Here is an 18,998-nt window from a genome sequence, read left to right as displayed (position 1 = left end):
GATTCTACGGTGTGTGCAACAACACCTCGAATCGTTCCCCCGGCCGATGTAGAGGACAATCGAGAGTGATGAACCTCGCGACGACACACCCACTTTCTTCCGGCCTCACCGCAGACTCCCGGCTCGTGCGGGCATACCAGGGCACCCGTCCGGACGTGACTCCGGTCTGGTTCATGCGCCAGGCCGGCCGCTCGCTGCCCGAGTACCGCGAGCTGCGGGTGGGCACCCGGATGCTCGACGCCTGCCTGGACCCCGCCATGGCCAGCGAGATCACCCTGCAGCCGATACGCCGGCACGGTGTCGACGCGGGCATCCTGTTCAGCGACATCGTGGTGCCCCTCAAGCTCGTGGGCGTGGACGTGGAGATCGTGGCCGGCAAGGGCCCGGTGCTCGCCAAGGCCGTGCGCACCGCGGCGGATGTCGACAGTCTCACCGCGCTCGACCCCGCCGTGCTCGACACGGCATTGGCCCCGATCAGGGAGGCCGTCGCGCTCACCGTCGCTGCGCTGGGCTCGACCCCGCTGATCGGTTTCGCCGGGGCGCCGTTCACCCTCGCCGCGTACATCGTCGAGGGTGGACCGTCCAAGGACCACATCCACGCCCGCACGCTCATGCACTCGGATCCGGACGCGTGGGCCCGGCTGATGGCCTGGACCGCCGAGGTCACCGGCCGGTTCCTCCGCGCCCAGGTGCTCGCCGGCGCCAGCGCTGCGCAGCTGTTCGACTCCTGGGCCGGCGCCCTCTCGCTCAACGACTACACCCGCTTCGTCGCCCCGGCGTCCACCGCCGCGATCGCGCACGTGCGCGACCTCACCTACACGGAACCCGCCGCCGACGCGGCCGCCGATCCGGAGTCGATCCGGCGCAACGTACCCGTCGTGCACTTCGGCGTCGGCACCGGCGAATTGCTCAAGGCCATGCACGGCATCGGCGCCGACGTCGTCGGGGTGGACTACAGGGTGCCGCTGGATGAGGCCAGCCGGCGCCTCGGCGGTGTCGTGCCGGTGCAGGGCAACATCGACCCCGCCCTGCTGAACGCGCCCTGGCCGGTGCTGGAAGCACACGTTCTCGACGTGCTCGAGCGCGGCCGCACGGCGCCGTCCCACGTGCTCAACCTGGGCCACGGTGTGCCGCCGGAGACGAACCCCGACGTGCTCACCCGGCTCGTGGAGTTCGTGCACAGCACGACGTCGAGTACCTCCAGCGCGTCCTAGAACACCGCTCACTCGAGCACGTGCCGGCGGTAGCCGCCGGCGGAAAGCAAGGTCATGAAGGACGTTCTGGTCATCGGCGGAGGTGTCGCCGGTCTGGTGGCCGCCCGCGAGTGCGCCCACCTCGGGCTCAGCGTTGTCGTGCTGGAGACCGCAGACGCGCCGGGCGGAGCCGTGGCCGGCCACGAGGTCGCCGGCCTCCGGCTCGATGCCGGTGCGGAGAGCTTCGCCGTGCGCGGCAACACCGTGGCGGCCTTCATCGCCGACCTCGGCCTCACCGCCGAGATCATCGAACCGAACCCGGCCGGGGCCTGGCTGCACCTGCCGCCGCACCGGCCCGGCGGAGCCCCGATGTCGGTGCCGCTGCCCAAGGCCGGCGTGCTCGGCATTCCGGGCTCACCGCTGGCCGAGGACGTGCGCCGCGCGATCGGCTGGTCCGGCGCCCTGCGCGCCTACGCCGACAGGCTGATGCCGGTGCTCAAGATCGGCCGTGAGCAGAGCCTCGGTGAGCTCGTCGGCAAACGGATGGGCACCAAGGTGCTCGAACGCCTGGTCAACCCGGTCGCCGGCGGCGTCTACGCCACCGCGGCCGCCGACCTCGAGGTCGACGTCGTGGCCCCTGGCCTCAACCGCGCCCTCACCACGGCCGGGTCGCTCTCCGGCGCCGTCACGGCTCTCCGCACCGCCGCACCGGCCGGTTCCGCCGTCCGCGGGCTGAACGGCGGCATGCACCGCCTCGTCGCCGCCCTCGTCACCGATCTCGACACCTACGACGTCGAGATCCGCACGAGCACCGCCGCGACCGGCCTCACGCCCGTTGACACCGAAGAAACCGGCGCCGACGGCACCGTGACGACCACCCGCACGTGGGCCGTCCGGCTTGCCCCGACGGCGGATGCCGAGGCCGCGGCCGACGCCGAGCCGGGCACCCTCGAAGCCCGGCAGGTCATCCTCGCCGTGCCGGCGGCAGCCGCCCTGGCCCTGCTGGCCCCGCTTGGCGCCGAATTCGCTGCTCTCGCCGCCCTGGACTGGCCGGAACCGGCCGCCGTGGAGCTCGCCACACTGGTGCTCGACGCCCCGGTGCTGGACGCGCATCCGCGCGGCACCGGCGCGCTCGTGGCGGAGGGGACCCCTGGCGTCACCGCCAAGGCGATCACCCACGTCACCGCCAAGTGGGCCTGGGTGGATGCCCTCACGCCGCCCGGCCGGCACATCGTGCGGCTCTCCTACGGACGCGCCGGCGCCCCGGTGCCGACCCTCGGCCTCAGCGACGACCAGCTGCAGCAGCTCGCCGTGCAGGACGCCGCCGCGATCCTCGGGGTGGACCTCGCCAACAGTCAGGTGGCCGGTTTCGCCCGCACGCTGTGGGCCGACGGCCTCTCGCCGGCCACGATCGGCGCGCCCGAACGCATCCGCCGGGTGCGGGAGGTCGTCGAGACCACGCCCGGCCTCGACGTGACCGGTGGCTGGCTCTCCGGCACCGGCCTGGCCTCGGTGATACCCGACGCCCTCGCGGCGGGTATCCGGGTCAGGCGGGCAGTGCTAGACCTCTGATCAGGAGTCTTTTAGGTGCCGTACACATGTGCCTCCCCGGGCTGGGGGGCTACGCTGGCAACTCATGAACGTATAGGAATGGAGTCACAATGCGGGGAAAGCTTCTTTTCATCACGGGTGGCCTCGTGGGCTATGTGCTGGGTGCACGCGCCGGACGTCAGCGCTACGACCAGATCGCGTCGGCCGCCTCGGACCTGTGGAACCGGCCGCCCGTGCAGAGGCGCGTGAACGAGGTCAAGGACTTCGCCCTCGAGCGTGTCGGCGACGTTCCCGGCGCACTCTACGAAGCGGGCAAGAAGGTCGCTTCTGCAGTGTCGAACAAGACCGACAAGACCAAGGGCGCCCCGGCCACCGGCACGTCCGGCGCCGCCACCGCGGCCACGAAGGCCGCCGCATCCGCCACGAAATCGGCCAAGGCGGCGGCGGATTCTGCCACCTCCGCGGCTGATTCCGCGAAGGCCGCCGACGACACCTCGGCCGCGCAGTAATCTCACAGACGACAGTCCAAGGAAGGATGCCAGTGAGCAACAGCGGGTACAACCCCAAGAGCAAGCAGTCACTGTTCACGCTCCTCAGCGAGCTTCCCGGTCAGATCGTGGATCTGGTCAAGGCCGAGATCGACGCCTTCAAGGCCGACATCTCCGGCAAGGCCAAGAACGTCGGCATCGGCCTGGGTCTGTTCATCGGTGCCGCGGTGTTCGGCTTCTTCGCGATCATCGTGTTCATCGCCCTGGCCGTGATCGCTCTCGACCTCGTGCTGCCGCTTTGGCTGGCCGCCCTCATCGTGGCCGTCGCGCTGCTCCTGATCGCGGTGATCCTGGCCCTGATCGGGCTCAACCGGGTCAAAAAGGGCACCCGCCACGACCCGGATGGCGTGACCGCGAGCATCCAGAAGGACGTCGACGCATTCAAGGGAGTTGGCGAGTATGAGCACTGACAAGAGCCCGGAGACCACGCCGGAACACCGAAGCACCGCCGAGTTGCGCTCCGAAGCCGACCGGGCGCGTTCCGCGCTCGCCGGCACGCTGGACGCCATCGAGTACAAGCTCAATGTGCCCAAGCAGATCAAGATCAATACCCGGCGCTTCACCCTCGGGTTGCACAGGCTCGGCGATGACAACCCTCTCGCCCTGGCCGGCGTCGCCCTGGGTGCTGCCGCGGCAGCGGGAACAATCGTGTGGTGGGGCGTGAAAACGGTCCTCGACCGCCGCTGAGCGCGCGGGTGGGCGGGTCTACTTTTGGCTCTCCGGGCAAAGCGGTGGAGACTAGTACACATGACTCACCCGGCTGCCGGAGAGGCAGTAGACATGACCACGCCCACCCCCGCTACACACACCTCATCAGAGGCTGAACCCACCGAGGCCTCGCCCTCCGGATTCACCCTCTTCACGGTGCTGCGCAAGGACCCGGCCAACCCCGACGACCTCGACGGTCGCGACGTGCCGCGGTTCGTCGACGAACTCGACGACATCATCGCCCTGGTCGAGGCCGAGGGCGTGACCCTGCGCGGGATCTACGACGTCTCCGGCCTCCGCGCCGATGCCGACGCGATGCTCTGGACCCATGCTGATGAGGCTCAGACCTTGCAGTGGGCCAACCGGGAGCTGCGCCGCAGCCGCCTGCTCAAGAGCCTGCTGCCCACCTGGAACGCCATGGGTGTGCACCGCGACGCCGAGTTCAACAAGAGCCACGTGCCCGGCTTCCTGCGCGGCGTCGAGCCCAAGGCCTGGCTCACCGTCTACCCCTTCGTGCGCAGCTTCGAGTGGTATCTGCTGCCCGAGGCCGAGCGCAGCAAGATGCTCGCTGACCACGGCCGCAAGGGTGCCGCGTTCCGCGGCGCCATCGCCAACACAGTGTCGTCGTTCGCGCTGGGCGACTACGAGTGGCTGCTGCCGATCGAGTCCGACGAGCTCACCGAGCTTGTCGACCTGATGCGGGAGCTCCGCGCCACGGAGGCCCGTCGTCATGTGCGCGAGGAGGTGCCGTTCTACACCGGACGGCGCATCTCGACCGCCGAGCTTGTGGAGGTCCTGCAGTAATGACGAACTACGACGCCATCCTGCTCGCCGGCTTCGGCGGACCAGAGGGCCAGGACGACGTGATCCCGTTCCTGCGCAACGTCACCCGTGGCCGCGGCATTCCGGAGGAACGCCTCGAAGAGGTCGCGGTGCACTACCGCCACTTCGGCGGCATCAGCCCGATCAACCAGCAGAACCGCGTGCTGCGCGCCGCCCTGCAGGCCGAACTGGACCGTCGCGGCATCAACCTGCCGGTGATCTGGGGCAACCGCAACTGGGCGCCCTACCTGCCGGACACCATCGCCGAGGCGCACGCCAACGGCCAGGACCGCCTGCTCGCCATCGCCACCAGCGCGTACAGCTCCTACTCCGGCTGCCGCCAGTACCGGGAGGACTTCGCCCAGGCGCTGGACACCACCGGACTGACCGGCACCGTGCAGATCGACAAGATCCGCCAGTTCTTCGACCACCCCGGCTTCGTCACCCCGTTCATCACCGGTGTGCGCCAGGGCCTGGCTGACGTCGAAGCCGCGAACCCCGGCATCAACCTCAGCACCGAGGTCGAGGTGCTGTTCAGCACCCACTCGATCCCGTCCACGGACGCCGCCAAGAGCGGGCCCGCCGAGCGCGGCTTCGGGGAGGGTGGTGCATACGCCGCCCAGCACCTGGCCGTCGCCGACGTGGTCATGCAGGGCCTCGAGTCCCCGTGGCAGCTGGTCTACCAGTCCCGCAGCGGCCCCCCCAGCATGCCGTGGCTCGAGCCCGACATCAACGACGCCATCGCGCTGCTGCCGGCGCGCGGCATCCGCGCCGTCGTCATCGTGCCACTCGGCTTCGTCAGCGACCACATGGAGGTCATGTGGGACCTCGACAACGAGGCCACCGAAACGGCGAAGGAACACGGTCTGTTCTCGGTGCGGGTGCCCACCCCCGGCGCTGACCCGGTCTACGTGAGCGGCTTGATCGACCTCGTCGAGGAACGTCTCAACGACGTGCCCGTTGAGGGCCGTCCAGCCCTGACCGACCTCGGCCCCTGGTACGACATCTGCCGGCCGGGCTGCTGCGAGAACGTGCGCCTCGGTTTCAAGCCGGCCGTCGCCGGTGTAGCGCCGTGAGCACCATCCGCGTCGGCACCCGGGGCAGCGCCCTGGCCATGGCCCAGACCACGGCCGTCGCCAACCGCATCCAGGCCGCGACCGGTGGCGAGGTGGAGATCATCCCGATCACCACGCACGGCGACGTGTCCCGTGAATCCCTCTCCAGCCTGGGCGGCACCGGCGTCTTCGCCAGTGCCCTGCGCGAGGCCCTGCTGAACGACGAGTGCGACGTTGTTGTGCATTCGTTCAAGGACCTGCCCACCGAGGAGTACCCGGGCCTCGTCATCGGCGCCACGCCCAAGCGCGCCGATGCCAGGGATGTACTCTGCGCCAGGGAGGGCTACACCCTGGCCACCCTGCCCGAGGGCGCCACGGTCGGTACCGGGTCTCCCCGCCGCGCGGCGCAGCTGCGCGCCCAGCGTCCCGACCTGGAGGTCGTCGACATCCGCGGCAACGTCGGCACCCGGCTCGCGCTCGTCGCCGACGAGAAGCTGCACGCCGTAGTGCTCGCCGCGGCGGGCTTGGGCCGCCTGGGCCTGCTGGAGAACATGGCCACCGACTACCTGGAACTCTCCGACTGGCCCACCGCGCCGGGGCAGGGCGCCCTGGCCATCGAGGTGCGCCAGGGTAAGCCGGACCGCCTGCTCACCAAGGCCCTCGCCGTGCTCAACCACGCCACCACCCACGCCACAGTGACGGCCGAGCGCCACGTGCTCGCCCGGCTCGAGGCCGGCTGCGCGGCCCCGATCGGGGCCACCGCTGTGCTCGACGACGGCCTGCTGTTCCTCACCGCCACCGTGTACAGCCCGGATGGCACCCGCCGGATCACCGCATCGCACGCGGCGACCCCCGAGTCGCACTCCGCTGTCGACCTGCAGGATGCCGCCCTCGACGTCGCCGAGCGCGCCGCCCGAGAGCTTCTGGCCGGCGGGGCCGCCGAGATCGCCCCGCTGTCGGTGACCCTGTGAGCGCCGTGCGGCACAATCCGGACAAGCCGTTGGCCGGCTGGCGGGTCCTCGTGCCCCGCGGCGGGCCCTGGGGTGACCAGGTGGCCGCGAACCTGCGCTCGCGCGGCGCCATGCCGATCGTCGCTCCGATGATCAACTTCGCGCCCACCGACGACGCCGCGTCCCTCGACACGGCCCTGGCCAAACTCGCCGCCGGCGACTTCGACTGGATGACCGTCACCAGCGCCACCACCGTCGATGTGCTCTCCTCCCACCGGGCCGTCGTGGCGCCGGGCACCCGCATCGCCGCGGTCGGCGAGACCACCGCCGCCGCGCTCGTGGCCGCGGGCTATCACGTCGACATCGTCCCGTCCGAGGACAACTCGGCCAAGGGCCTGCTCGCCGACTGGGAAGCCGCCACCCACGGCGTCATCCCGCTTCGCATCCTCACCCTGCGGTCCGAGATCGCCAAACCGCTGCTCACCGAGGGCCTGCGCCGCATCGGTCACGACGTCGAGTCCGTCGTGGCCTACCGCACCGTCGGGGTGCCGGTCTCCGACCGGGTCGTCGCCGACATCAAGGCAGGACGGGTGCACGCGGTCCTGGTCACCAGCGGGAGCGTCGCGCAGCAGGTGCAGGATCAGCTCGGCCCGATTCCCCGGACCACCCTGGTCGCTTGTATCGGCCCGCGCACGGCGAAGGATGCGGCGGCCATCGGTCTGCGCGTGGACGTGATCGCCGACGAGCGCAGCGCCGAGTCCCTCATCGAGGCTCTCGTGGGTCTCGCTCCCCGGGACCTGTAGAACAGCTGGGAGTGCATTGCACTTTGTGCGTCGTTGCACTTAGTGTAAGTATGTGATTCCGCCCCTCATCGCCCCCGATCGGCGTGCCGACATCAAGGCACGGCATCGTCGGGCGATCCTGGATGCCGCCGACGCGCTGATCCGCGAACGGGGCAAGCCTCAATTCAGTGTCAACGAACTCGCCGACCGTGCCGACGTCTCCCGGCGCACGGTATTCAATCACTTCACCTCGCTCGACGACGTGATCATGACGACCTGCACCCGGTTGCTCGGCGTCACCGTCGACGACTTCCGGGCGGCAACGCGGGCGACGCCCGCGGGCGATGGCAGTCGGGTGGCTCTCTTCGACGAGATCACCACGGCCCTTCGTGCCGTCGACCTGCCCACCGTGGTCGCCTACCTCTGGGGCGTCCTCGCCGCGGATGGCGAGAACGGCCGCTCCCAGCACGCTCTCACCGACGTCTTCACCCGCGCCACCGAGCAGCTCTCCGCCGAGATCGCCGATCGCAGCACCGCCATCGACGCGTTCGAGGTGGCGATCCTGGTCAGCACGGTGATGAACGGCGTCGCGGTCGTGTCGGTGCACTGGATCGCCACGACGGGCGCCACGCTCGACGAGTCCTCCCGGACGGTGTGGGACGACCTGCTCAACCGCCTCATCGCCACCATCCGAATGGGCTACTCGGCGTCCAGCTGACCCACACCCTCCTCGAGCTTCTGTACCCACTCTCTTCCCGATGACGCGATGCGAGTTCCCCTCCCGTCACTAGGCAAACACGAAAGAACCTGAGGATTATGGCATCCCTTCTCTACCGACTCGGTCGGTTCTCCGCCCATCGGGCCTGGCTGGTCATCGTCGCGTGGGTGGTCATTCTCGGCCTCGCCGGCGGCGCCTTCGCCCTCTTCGGCGGCACTCTCACCTCGGCGGTGAGCATCCCCGGCACCGCCACCCAGAAGGTGAGCGACGAGCTCGCCGAGAAGTTCCCCGCCGCCAGCGGTGGTCGGGGCTCCGTCGTTTTCACCACCACCGACGACACGGCGTTCACGGCCGAGCAGAAAACGGCGATCGGTGAGCTGCTCGCCGACACCGTCGAGCTCGACAACGTGACGTCGAGTACCAACCCCTTCGACACGCAAGCGCAGATCGACGGCCAGGCCCAGCAGATCATCGACGGCCGCCAGCAGATCGTCGACGGCACGACCCAGATAGATGCCGGGCAGGCGCAGATCGACGCGGCCACCGCCCAGCTCGCTGCCGGTCAGGCACAGCTCGACGCTGCCCGCAGCCAGGCGGAGGCGGCCGGACAACTCGCCGCCGCCCAGCCGGCGCTGGATGAGCAGCAGGCCCAGCTTGACGCGGGCGCTGCAGCCATCGCCGAGCAGCAGGCCACTCTCGATGCGGGCCGCACCGCCCTGGAGACGCAGAGCACCACCCTGGAACAGGGCTCCGACCTGCTCGACCTGGCCGCGGGCATCCGCCAGGTATCGGACGATGAGACGACCGCGGTCGCGAGCCTGCAGTTCGACACGTCGCTCAACCAGGTTCCGGCCGAGTCGAAGGAGGCGGTTGTCGAGGAGATGGAGAACGCCCAGATCGACGGCGTCGTCGCCGAGGTGTCCAACGAGATCGCCGCCAGCATTCCCGAGATCCTCGGCCCGGGCGAGATCGGCGGCGTGATCATCGCGGCCGTCGTGCTGTTCGTCATGCTCGGCACACTGATCGGTGCGGGTCTTCCGCTGGTGAACGCGCTCATCGGCGTCGGTGTCGGCGTGCTCGCGTCGCTCGCCCTGTCCGGCAGCGTCGAGATGCTCTCCGTCACCCCGGTCCTGGGCGTCATGCTCGGGCTCGCGGTCGGCATCGACTACTCGCTCTTCATCCTCAACCGGCATCGCACCCAGCTGCGCAGAGGGGTAGAGCTGCAGGAGTCGATCGGACTGGCGAACGGCACCTCCGGCAACGCCGTGGTGTTCGCCGGCGCCACCGTGCTCATCGCCCTGCTCGCCCTCAACCTCACCGGCATCCCGTTCCTGGGCCTGATGGGCACCGTCGGCGCCGTCTGTGTCTTCGTGGCGATCCTCGTCGCGATCACCCTGACGCCGGCGCTGCTGGGCCTGGTCGGCGAGAAGATCCTCACCAAGAAGGCACGCGCGCACATCGGCACCCCCTCCGCCAAGGTCTCTGCGCCGATCAAGCCGATGAACACCCTGCGCGCCGTCGTGACCGTGATCGCGGGCATCGCCGTGCTGCTGATCGTGGCAATCCCCGCGCTGTCCATGCGCCTGGGGCTCCCCGCCGGCTCGTCCGAGCCGCTGGACTCGAGTGCGTACCGGGCCTACAAGCTCGTCGACGACAAGTTCGGCGCCGGCGTCAACGGCCCGCTGCTCGTGGTCGCCGACCTCGAGACGGCCATCACCGACGACGAGCTCATCGCCGAACAGGTGCGCATCGGAACCGCGCTGAAGGTGGAGAACGACGTCGTCGCGGTCGCACCGATCGGTGCGTCGGACGACGACCTGCTGCTCGCCTTCCAGGTCATCCCCGCGGATGGGCCGAACAGCGAGTCCACCGAGCAGCTGGTGCGCGACCTGCGAGGCCTCGACATCGACGGGGTCAGTTCCCTCGGCGTGGCCGGCAACGCATCCGGCAACATCGACGTCAGCGAGAAACTCGCCGACGCTCTGCCGCTGTACCTGCTCGTGGTCGTCGGACTCTCGTTGATCATCCTGATCTTCGTGTTCCGCTCGATCCTGGTGCCGATCACCGCGACCCTCGGCTTCGTATTGTCGTTGTTCGCCTCGTTCGGCGCGATCACGGCGGTCTTCCAGTGGGGCTGGCTCGGTGCGCTGTTCGGCATCCATGACCCGGGGCCCATCCTGAGCTTCCTGCCCATCCTGGTTGTCGGCGTGCTGTTCGGCCTGGCGATGGACTACCAGCTGTTCCTGGTCAGCGGCATGCGCGAAGCGTACGCCCACGGCGCACCGGCCCGGATGGCCGTGCAGCGCGGTTTTCACGCCGGCCGCACGGTGGTCATCGCCGCGGCGCTGATCATGGCCTCGGTCTTCTCCGGTTTCGTGTTCTCGAACTCGGTGATGATCCAGTCGATCGGCTTCGGGCTCGCCATCGGCGTGCTCCTGGACGCCTTCGTGGTGCGGTTGCTCATCATCCCGGCCGTGATGCACCTGCTGGGTGACGCGGCCTGGTGGCTGCCGAAGTGGCTGGACCGCATCCTGCCCAACGTCGACGTGGAAGGCGCATCGCTCGAGCGCACGCACCCGGTGCACCCGGCGGATGAGCCCGAGCTCGTCACCACCCCGCGCGACTAAGCACGCACCCCGCTCGGCCCACGGCGCGGCTCGATCCCTCACGGATCGGGCCGCGCCGTTTCCGCACCCTGCTGGCCACGCCCCTTGGCCACACTCCCCGGCCCGCCCTCCCCAGGCCCGCGCACTCAGGCTGGAGGCCTAGGCTGGTCGGGTGATAAACCCCGTCATCCGCCCGCGACGACTGCGCAGCACCCCCGCACTCCGCCGCCTGGCCAGCGAAACCCGTGTCCACCCCGCCGAGCTCGTTCTGCCGCTCTTCGTGCGTGAGGGCAACGAGTCCACCCCGATCTCGTCGATGCCGGGCATCGTGCAGCACAGCGTCGACGGCGCCCGCCGCGCCGTGGCCGAGGCCGCCGCGGCCGGCATCGGGGGAGTGATGCTCTTCGGAGTCCCCGCCGTGCGCGATGCCACCGGCACCGGCGCCACCGATCCAGACGGCATCCTCAACGTCGCCACCCGCGCCGTGGTCGCCGAGGTGGGCGATGCCCTGGTGGTGCAGACCGACCTGTGCCTGGACGAATTCACCGACCACGGCCACTGCGGTGTGCTCGCCGCCGACGGTTCCGTCGACAACGACGCCACGCTGCTGCGCTACAACGACATGGCGCTGGCGCAGGCCGAGGCCGGCTCGGCGCTGCTGGGCCTGTCCGGCATGATGGACGGCCAGGTTGCCTCCGTGCGCGCCACCCTCGACGCCGCCGGCTACGCCGACACCGCCGTGCTGGCCTACTCGGCCAAGTACGCCTCCGCCTACTACGGCCCGTTCCGCGAGGCCGTGCAGTCCACCCTCGTCGGCGACCGCCGGACCTATCAGCTCGACCCCGCCAACCGCCGCGAGGGCGTGCGCGAGGCCCGCATCGACATCGATGAGGGTGCCGACGTCGTCATGGTCAAGCCAGCAGGCAGCTACCTCGACGTGCTCGCCGAGGTCGCCGCGATGAGCGAGGTCCCGGTCTGGGCGTACCAGGTCTCCGGCGAATACGCCATGATCGAGGCCGCCGCCGCGCAGGGTTGGATCGACCGCCGCCGTGCCATCGAGGAGTCGGTGCTCAGCATCCGCCGGGCCGGCGCCGACGCCATTCTCACCTACTGGGCAGTCGAACTCGCCGCCTGGCTCACCGAAACGGATGCCCGATGACGCACACCACCCACAACGACGAACTCTTCGCCCGCGCCCAGCTCTCCATCCCGGGCGGTGTCAACTCGCCGGTGCGCGCCTTCCGCTCGGTCGGCGGCACCCCGCTGTTCCTGGTGAAGGCGGCCGGCGCCTACGTCACCGACTCCGACGGCCGGGAGTATGTCGACCTGGTCAGCTCCTGGGGTCCGGCGATCCTCGGCCACGCGCATCCCGCCGTCGTCGGCGCCGTGCAGGAGGCCGCCGCACTCGGGCTCTCCTTCGGGGCCTCCACCCCTGGCGAGACCGTGCTGGCCGAGCTGATCAAGAGCCGGGTCGGCGCGATCGAGAAGCTGCGCCTGGTCTCCACCGGAACCGAGGCCACCATGACGGCCATCCGCCTGGCCCGCGGCTTCACCCAGCGTGACCTGCTGATCAAGTTCGCCGGCCACTACCACGGCCACTCCGACGGTCTGCTGGCCGAGGCCGGCTCCGGCCTGGCCACCCTCGCGCTGCCCGGCTCGGCCGGCGTTACCGCGGCCACCGCGGCGCAGACCCTGGTGCTGCCGTACAACGACCTGGGCGCCGTGCGCGCCGCGTTCGAGGCGTACCCCGGTCAGATCGCCGCGGTGATCACCGAGGCCGCCGCCGCGAACATGGGCGTCGTCGCCCCGGATGCCGGCTTCAACGCGGCCCTCTGCGACCTCGCCCACGAATACGGCGCGCTGCTCATCGTCGACGAGGTCCTCACCGGCTTCAGGGTGCACCCGGGCGGCTACTGGGCGTTGCAGGCCGAGGACGGCGAGAGCTACACGCCGGACCTGTTCACCTACGGCAAGGTCATCGGCGGCGGCCTGCCGGTCGCCGCGCTCGGTGGCCGGGCCGACGTGATGGACTTCCTCGCCCCGGCCGGGCCGGTTTACCAGGCCGGAACGCTCTCGGGCAACCCGGTGGCCGTGGCCGCCGGCATCGCCACCCTCACCGCGGCCGACGGCCACGTGTACGAGCGACTGAACGAGACCGCCCAGCTGCTCTCCGAGGCCGTCTCCGGTGCGCTCTTCGCCGAGGGAGTCGCGCACAGCGTTCAGCACGCGGGTAACCTGTTCAGCTTCGTCTTCGGTCAGGAAGCCGCGATCACGCCGCCGCGCAGCTACGCCGAGGTGCAGCGCCAGGAAACCTACCGGTACGGGCCGTTCTTCCACTCCATGCTCGAAAGCGGCATCTCCCTGCCGCCGTCGGTGTTCGAGGCCTGGTTCGTCTCCGCCGCGCACGACGGCGACTCGATCGGCAAGATTCTCGAGGCACTGCCGGCCGCGGCCAAGGCGGCCGCCGAGGCGCGTCCGGCAGCCTGAATCGGGAGCCACCCGCTGACTGTTGCCGAATCGGACAATTGCGCCCGGCGCACCGGGCGCAATTGTCCGCACGGGCAACAGATGCGGCTCGTCTAGGGGCACTCCAGCGCGGCGGCGTTACGTCTTTGTGAGGTAGCGACAGGAGGTTTTCCAACCGGACCCGGCAGACTGGGGGAATGGCTTCCTTGCGCGTACATCCCGATCGGCTGGAGATTCACCTGACGGCCGCGGAAAAGACGCTGGCGTTCCGCCGAGAAGACGTGGTGATCCAGCGTGAGAACATCCGATCGGTGACGATCACGGATGATCCGTGGATTTGGGTGCGCGGCATCCGCGCCCCTGGCGCCCTCGTGCCGCTGGTCCTGGCCGTCGGTGTGTGGAAGTTCCACGGCGGCAAGGACTTCCTGGCCATCAAGCGCCGGCGCCAGGCCGTCGTGATCGACCTGATCGGCGACGACTTCGCCCGGGTGATCCTGTCGACCAACCACGCACCCGACCTCATCGCCTCGCTCAAGCTCGAGGCCACCGACGCGCGGGACGTGCCGGAGCTCGACGAGCCGGCCAAGCCGGTCAAGCCGGTCAAACGGGTGCGAACCCCCAAGGCCGTCAAGCCCGTCGAGACGAGTCATCCCGTGGACGCTGCTGCGCCGGTGAAGCCGGCCCGGCGGGCCAGGCCCGGCAAGGCCGTCGGAACCGTCGAACCGGCCGAGACCGCCGAGACGATTGAGCCGGCCGCTCCGGTCAAGCCCGCCCGACGGGTCGGGACAGCCAAGCCCGTCACGGTCGTCGAACCGGCCGAAGTGGTCGAGGCCGCCGAACCCGCCGTTGCGGTCAAGCCCAAGCGCACGTCTCGCGCCAAGGTGGCCCCTGTCGCCGAGAGCGACGTTGAGGTGACCGCTGAGCCGGCCGCCGAGCCGGTAGATGAGCCGGTCGAGTCGCCGGAGGCCACCGCCTAGGTCGCCCGGGTCGAGAGGGGTCAGCGAATGGTGCTGGCCCGCACGTGGATCCGTTCGCCCGTCTGGCCGAACAGGCTCAGGATCTCCGTAGGCTCCGGCCCCGCGCTGCCGAAGGCGTGCGGCACCCGAGTGTCGAACTCCGCGACCTCGCCCACGCCGAGGATCATGTCGTGGTCGCCCAGCATCAGGCGCAGGCGACCGCTCAGCACGTAGAACCAGTCGAATCCCTCGTGGCGGCGCTGCTCGAGTTGCTCGTCGCCGGTGCGCCCGGGGATGGTCACCTTGAACGCCTGCAGGCCGCCGGCGGTGCGGCTCAGCGGCACGAAGGTGCGGCCGTGGCGGGTGAACGGGCGTTGATCCAGCCGCGGGTCGTCGGTGGCGGGAGTGTGCACCAGGTCGTCGATGGTCACATCATGGGCGCTCGAGAGAGCGAGCAGCAGTTCCAGGGTGGGCTTGCGCTGCCCTGACTCCAGGCGGGAGAGGGTGCTCTCGGAGATTCCGGTGGTCGCGGAGAGCTGGGCCTGGGTGCGGCCGCTCTGCAGGCGCAGCTCACGCAGCCGGGCACCCACGGTTTGGGCCACGGATGGCGGGTCAGAGGTCATCGCCCCATCGTGCCACTACTCGCGAAAGCGGTCTTGTGGCTGCCACAGCCGGCGGAAGCAACCGGGTGCCCGCTCTCGCGGCCATACTCAGGCGAGGCGGTCGAGGAACTCGATAGTTCGCGCCAGGATGAGCTCGGCGATTTCCTCGTCATATTCGTTCAGGCTGGGGTCGGCGACCAGGTGGGCGGAGCCTGGGTAGATGTACAACTCGGCCGCACCGGCATCCTCGGCGAGTTCCTCGACTTCGAGCAACTCGACCCAGTCGTCCTCCGCGGTCACGTGCAGTTGCAGCGCTGCCGTGGCGGGCCAGTCCGAACCGAACATGGCGGCCGGAACCCCGCCGTGGTACAGGATCGCGCCGAGAGCACCTGGGCGGGTCTGGGCGAGCTTCTGGGCCGGCAGAGAGCCGAGCGAGAAGCCGGCGTAGACAGTGTCCGCGGGCATCGCATCCGCTGCCCGTTCGCCACGCGCGATGATGGTGTACACGCCGGTCTTCTCGGCGTGCGCGACACCGGCGTCGAGGGTGTCGAAGGTGAGCCCGTCGTAGAGGTCGGGCACGACCACGTCGTGGCCGGCGTCCCGCAGGCGCTGGGCGAAATCTGCCACCCCGTCGGTGAGGCCCTGCGCGTGGTGAAAGAGGATGACGTGGGTCACAACGGTCCTTTCGGCACGGTCCGGCCCGGTCGGGAACCTAGGCGGACAGGAAGAGGATGAATCCGATCAGCGGCAGCGTACCCTGCGTGAGGGCAGACCTGACCCTGCCCGGCCCCGAGGTGGTGAGAACGATGGCGGCGACGAACATCGACGCCGAGCTGAACAGGATCAGGGCCGCGCCGGCCTGCTCGGGGCCGCCGAAGTACAGGAACAGCCCGAGGACGGCGCCCACCGCCAGAAAGAGATTGTAGAAACCCTGGTTGTAGGCCAGGACTCGGGTGGTCTCCGCCTCGGTCTGGCTGGCCAGGCCGAAGCGCCGCCAGATCTTCGGCCGGGTCCACCAGGCACTCTCCATCAGAAAGATGTAGACGTGCAGCACCGCTGCGAGAGCGATGAAAACGGATGCGATGATGGCCATTCCGTCAGCCTAGCCGGGCGTTTACCGTCGCGGCAGGTGTCAGCAGGCGTCAGCGCAACACGTCGACGACGGTGCGGCCGTGCACCCGGCCGGCCAGGATGTCTTCGGCGGCCGCGAACGACTGCTCGAGGGTGATGACCGAGGTCAGGCTGTCAAGCAGCTCGAGGTCGAGGTCGGTCGAGAGGTGCGCCCAGGCCTCCTCGCGAAGGGGCAGGGGAGCCTCGACCGAATTGATGCCGGCCAGGGTGACGGCGCGCAGGATGAACGGCATCACGGTGGTCGGCAGGTCGGCACCCTGGGCCAGCCCGCAGGCGGCCACCACCCCGCCCTGGTTGGTCTGGGCGAGGATGTTGGCGAGGGTGAAGCTGCCGACGGAGTCGATCGCGCCGGCCCAGCGCTGGGTCTGCAGGGGCTTGCCGGCCTCGTCGAGGGTGTGCCGGTCGAGGATCTCGGCGGCGCCGAGACCGCGCAGGTGGTCCCCGAGCTCGTCCCCGCGGCCGGTGGAGGCGACCACGTGGTAGCCGCGCGCCGCGAGCAGCGCGATGGCGATCGACCCGACGCCGCCGGCGGCGCCGGTCACGAGGACATCTCCGGAGTCGGGGGTCACGCCACCGCGTTCGAGGGCGAGCACCGCGAGCATGGCCGTGAAGCCGGCCGTGCCGATGGCTGCGGCGCGCTGGGCACTCACGGCCTTCGGCAGGCGCACCAGGGAGCCGCCGGAGACGCGGGCGCGTTCGGCGAGGCCGCCGTGGTGGCTTTCGCCGATCCCGGCGCCGTTGAGGATGACGTGGTCGCCGGCCGCCCAGCGTGGGTCGTTACTGGACTCGACGGTGCCGACCAGGTCGATGCCCGCGATCAGCGGCCAGACCCTGGCCACGCCGGGCTTGCCCATCAGGGCCAGGCCGTCCTTGTAGTTGATGCTGGAGAATTCCACCGCCACGGTGACATCGCCGTCCATCAGCGCAGCGTCACCGAGCGTGGTCAGGGCCGAGGACTGGGTGCGGGTGCCCGACTCATCCTCGGTGCGGGTGACGACGATCGCGCGGAATTCGGTAGCAGGCATGCCTTCACCCTAGACCCGCCGGATGTGCCGGATCCGGTCCGGATCCGGTCCGGCACCGGGCCTTTCTGCCCGGAGCGCCCTCAGGTGACGTCGCGCTTCCAGCTGATGAAGTAGCCGCCTACGGTGGCGGCCAGCCCGTAGGCCAACAGCACCAGGCCGCCCTGCCAGCTGGTGAGCACGGCCATGCCCGGGCTGGTCAGGGCGTAGAAGCTCTCCCCCACCAGGGCGTCAGAGGCGGCGCCCGGCAGGAACTTGCCGATGTCGGCGGTCACCTCAGTGAACGTCGCGGCGAAGCGCAGCAGTGGCTCGACGAACTGGGTGAACGCGAGCACGATCACTATCGACGCGACCTGGCTCGGCACGAGCACGCCCAGGCCAACACCGATCACGGCCCAGAGCGCCATGGCGAGCACTGTACGGCCGATCAGGGCCCAGGTTTCGCCGTCGGCGAGCAGCGGGTCCACGCCGAAGCCACCGAGAACCAGCGCGCCGACACCGACGGATGCGGCCAGGCCGACCACGCCCAGCGCCGCACCCACCACGAACAGGGCGATGGTCTTGGCGCCAAGCACCCGGCCGCGCTTCGGGGTGGCGAGGAAGGTGGGGGTGAGGGTCTGGTGCCGGAACTCGCCCGTGGTGGCCAGGGCGCCCAGCAGCACCGGGAAGACGTACCCCACCGAGGAGGCGAAGCTGTAAATCAACAGGGGCACGCTGCCCAGGCTGGTCAGGTCGGCACCGCCGCCGCCGGCGTTCATGGCGTCGGGGGTGATGGCGCCGCTGTCCAGGCCGCCGAACAGGGCGGCGAGGCCGCCGGCCAGCAGGGTGATATAGCCGAAGAGCACCAGCGCAAGGATCCACCACATCCGGGTGGTCAGGATCTTGCTGAATTCGGCGGCCACGGGGCGCAGGATCAGGTTCACAGTGAGTCGCCTCCTTCGACGAGGGCGAGGAAGGATTCTTCCAGGCCCGCCTTCTGCCGGTGCAGTGCGTTCAGTTCCACGCCCGCGGCGAAAGCTATGTGCCCCACCCGGCCGGGGTCCGGCACCGCGACGATCAGGCCGGTGCGGCCGGAGGTAAAGGGCAGGCCGGCCTCGGTGAGGGCCGCGATGAGGGCGTCCCGGTCCGGGGAGTCCACGATGACCTGCGGCGCGATGTTGGTGTCGAGGCTGGACAGCGGGCCCGAGTGCACCAGTTCACCCTTGGCGATGATGATCACGTCGTCGACACTCTGCTGCACCTCGCTGAGCAGGTGGGAGCTGACCAGCACGGTGCGTCCCTCTGCGGCCATGCTGCTGAGGAAGCCGCGGATCCATTTGATGCCTTCTGGATCAAGGCCGTTGATCGGTTCGTCGAGCACCAGCACGCCGGGGTCTCCCAGCAGCGAGTAAGCCAGGCCCAGTCGCTGGCGCATACCCAGCGAGTACCCGCCGACCCGCTGACCGGCGTGTTCGGCCAGGCCCACCGTGTGCAGCACCTCGGCGACCCTGGTGCGGGGGATCCCGGCGGCGATGGTGTACACGCCCAGGTGATGGGCTGCGGTACGACCCGGGTGGAAGCTGGCGGCTTCCAGCGCCGCCCCGACGGTGTGCAGCGGTCGGGGCAGGTCACGGTAGCGCAGGCCCCCGAAGGTGGCGGTGCCCGATGTGGGGGCGACGAGGCCCAGCAGCATCCGCAGCGTGGTGGTCTTACCGGCGCCATTCGGGCCGAGGAAACCGGTGACCCGGCCGGGCTCGACGGTGAAGGACAGGTCATTGACCGCCGTGACCTGGCCGAACTTCTTGGTGATGCTGGTGAATTCGATGACAGCGCCGATTGGCATCCGAGTCCCCTCTATCGCTCGATGCCCAGCCTATGGGGAAAACGAGCCGGTCCGCCTGGGTTTTCC

20 protein-coding genes are annotated in these 18,998 nt (G+C 69.8%); 14 read left to right on the top strand and 6 right to left on the bottom strand.

Going from position 1 to position 18,998, the window contains the following annotated elements; all coding sequences use genetic code 11:
• The first annotated feature begins 68 nt into the window (after window positions 1–68).
• The 14 genes from hemE (at window position 69) to E3O60_RS18665 (ending at window position 14,376) form a co-directional block, all read left to right on the top strand.
• The gene (gene hemE, locus E3O60_RS11400; RefSeq protein ID WP_103479242.1) at window positions 69–1,214 is read left to right on the top strand and encodes a uroporphyrinogen decarboxylase; all 1,146 of its coding nucleotides are present in this window, start codon (window positions 69–71) and stop codon (window positions 1,212–1,214) included.
• A gap of 54 nt (window positions 1,215–1,268) precedes the next feature.
• On the top strand, window positions 1,269–2,765 hold the full coding sequence (hemG, locus tag E3O60_RS11395) for a protoporphyrinogen oxidase (protein ID WP_088454858.1): 1,497 nt from the start codon (window positions 1,269–1,271) through the stop codon (window positions 2,763–2,765).
• Window positions 2,766–2,854: 89 nt separating this feature from the next.
• Window positions 2,855–3,253, top strand: a complete 399-nt coding sequence (locus E3O60_RS11390; protein ID WP_088454859.1) for a hypothetical protein — start codon at window positions 2,855–2,857, stop codon at window positions 3,251–3,253.
• Between the two features lie 32 nt (window positions 3,254–3,285).
• Window positions 3,286–3,702 carry a phage holin family protein gene (locus E3O60_RS11385; RefSeq protein WP_165787928.1) on the top strand — a complete coding sequence of 139 codons (417 nt, stop codon included), beginning with the start codon at window positions 3,286–3,288 and terminating at the stop codon, window positions 3,700–3,702.
• Window positions 3,692–3,979 carry a DUF3618 domain-containing protein gene (locus E3O60_RS11380; protein ID WP_134498118.1) on the top strand — a complete coding sequence of 96 codons (288 nt, stop codon included), beginning with the start codon at window positions 3,692–3,694 and terminating at the stop codon, window positions 3,977–3,979. Before E3O60_RS11385 ends, E3O60_RS11380 begins: the two co-directional genes overlap by 11 nt.
• Before the next feature lie 93 nt (window positions 3,980–4,072).
• Window positions 4,073–4,804 (top strand): hydrogen peroxide-dependent heme synthase, encoded by a 732-nt coding sequence (hemQ, locus tag E3O60_RS11375; protein WP_088454862.1) that lies wholly within the window; start codon window positions 4,073–4,075, stop codon window positions 4,802–4,804.
• Window positions 4,804–5,898, top strand: a complete 1,095-nt coding sequence (locus tag E3O60_RS11370) for a ferrochelatase (protein ID WP_088454863.1) — start codon at window positions 4,804–4,806, stop codon at window positions 5,896–5,898. The genes hemQ and E3O60_RS11370 overlap by 1 nt, the downstream gene beginning before the upstream one ends.
• A complete protein-coding gene (gene hemC, locus E3O60_RS11365) occupies window positions 5,895–6,848 on the top strand; it encodes a hydroxymethylbilane synthase (protein ID WP_134498116.1) in 954 nt (317 codons plus the stop codon). The genes E3O60_RS11370 and hemC overlap by 4 nt, the downstream gene beginning before the upstream one ends.
• Before the next feature lie 5 nt (window positions 6,849–6,853).
• Entirely contained in the window at window positions 6,854–7,630 is a 777-nt protein-coding gene (locus E3O60_RS11360; RefSeq protein ID WP_241980153.1) for a uroporphyrinogen-III synthase, read from the top strand.
• A gap of 52 nt (window positions 7,631–7,682) precedes the next feature.
• A complete protein-coding gene (locus E3O60_RS11355; protein ID WP_088454866.1) occupies window positions 7,683–8,327 on the top strand; it encodes a TetR/AcrR family transcriptional regulator in 645 nt (214 codons plus the stop codon).
• Window positions 8,328–8,425: 98 nt separating this feature from the next.
• Window positions 8,426–10,954, top strand: a complete 2,529-nt coding sequence (locus tag E3O60_RS11350) for an MMPL family transporter (RefSeq protein ID WP_134498114.1) — start codon at window positions 8,426–8,428, stop codon at window positions 10,952–10,954.
• A 154-nt stretch (window positions 10,955–11,108) separates the two neighbouring features.
• On the top strand, window positions 11,109–12,092 hold the full coding sequence (gene hemB, locus E3O60_RS11345; protein ID WP_370290062.1) for a porphobilinogen synthase: 984 nt from the start codon (window positions 11,109–11,111) through the stop codon (window positions 12,090–12,092).
• The gene (hemL, locus tag E3O60_RS11340) at window positions 12,089–13,420 is read left to right on the top strand and encodes a glutamate-1-semialdehyde 2,1-aminomutase (RefSeq protein WP_088454869.1); all 1,332 of its coding nucleotides are present in this window, start codon (window positions 12,089–12,091) and stop codon (window positions 13,418–13,420) included. The genes hemB and hemL overlap by 4 nt, the downstream gene beginning before the upstream one ends.
• A 176-nt stretch (window positions 13,421–13,596) precedes the next feature.
• The gene (locus tag E3O60_RS18665; RefSeq protein ID WP_174776207.1) at window positions 13,597–14,376 is read left to right on the top strand and encodes a hypothetical protein; all 780 of its coding nucleotides are present in this window, start codon (window positions 13,597–13,599) and stop codon (window positions 14,374–14,376) included.
• A 20-nt stretch (window positions 14,377–14,396) separates the two neighbouring features.
• On the opposite strand, the gene E3O60_RS11330 is transcribed toward E3O60_RS18665, so the two are convergent.
• The 6 genes from E3O60_RS11330 to E3O60_RS11305 form a co-directional block, all read right to left on the bottom strand.
• Window positions 14,397–14,978 carry a helix-turn-helix domain-containing protein gene (locus E3O60_RS11330; protein ID WP_088454870.1) on the bottom strand — a complete coding sequence of 194 codons (582 nt, stop codon included), beginning with the start codon at window positions 14,976–14,978 and terminating at the stop codon, window positions 14,397–14,399.
• Between the two features lie 87 nt (window positions 14,979–15,065).
• Entirely contained in the window at window positions 15,066–15,632 is a 567-nt protein-coding gene (locus E3O60_RS11325; protein WP_134498112.1) for a dienelactone hydrolase family protein, read from the bottom strand.
• 37 nt (window positions 15,633–15,669) lie between these two features.
• Window positions 15,670–16,050, bottom strand: coding sequence for a DUF1304 domain-containing protein (locus E3O60_RS11320; protein ID WP_088454872.1), 381 nt, complete (start codon window positions 16,048–16,050; stop codon window positions 15,670–15,672).
• 49 nt (window positions 16,051–16,099) lie between these two features.
• Window positions 16,100–17,113 carry an MDR family oxidoreductase gene (locus tag E3O60_RS11315; protein ID WP_103479251.1) on the bottom strand — a complete coding sequence of 338 codons (1,014 nt, stop codon included), beginning with the start codon at window positions 17,111–17,113 and terminating at the stop codon, window positions 16,100–16,102.
• Between the two features lie 80 nt (window positions 17,114–17,193).
• Window positions 17,194–18,033, bottom strand: coding sequence for an ABC transporter permease (locus E3O60_RS11310; RefSeq protein ID WP_240632326.1), 840 nt, complete (start codon window positions 18,031–18,033; stop codon window positions 17,194–17,196).
• A complete protein-coding gene (locus E3O60_RS11305; RefSeq protein WP_088454874.1) occupies window positions 18,030–18,932 on the bottom strand; it encodes an ATP-binding cassette domain-containing protein in 903 nt (300 codons plus the stop codon). The genes E3O60_RS11310 and E3O60_RS11305 overlap by 4 nt, the downstream gene beginning before the upstream one ends.
• Window positions 18,933–18,998: the final 66 nt, after the last annotated feature.

Source organism: Cryobacterium sp. TMB1-7, from assembly GCF_004402435.1.
Lineage (GTDB): Bacteria > Actinomycetota > Actinomycetes > Actinomycetales > Microbacteriaceae > Cryobacterium > Cryobacterium zongtaii.
This window is presented reverse-complemented; position numbering and strand designations above follow the sequence as displayed.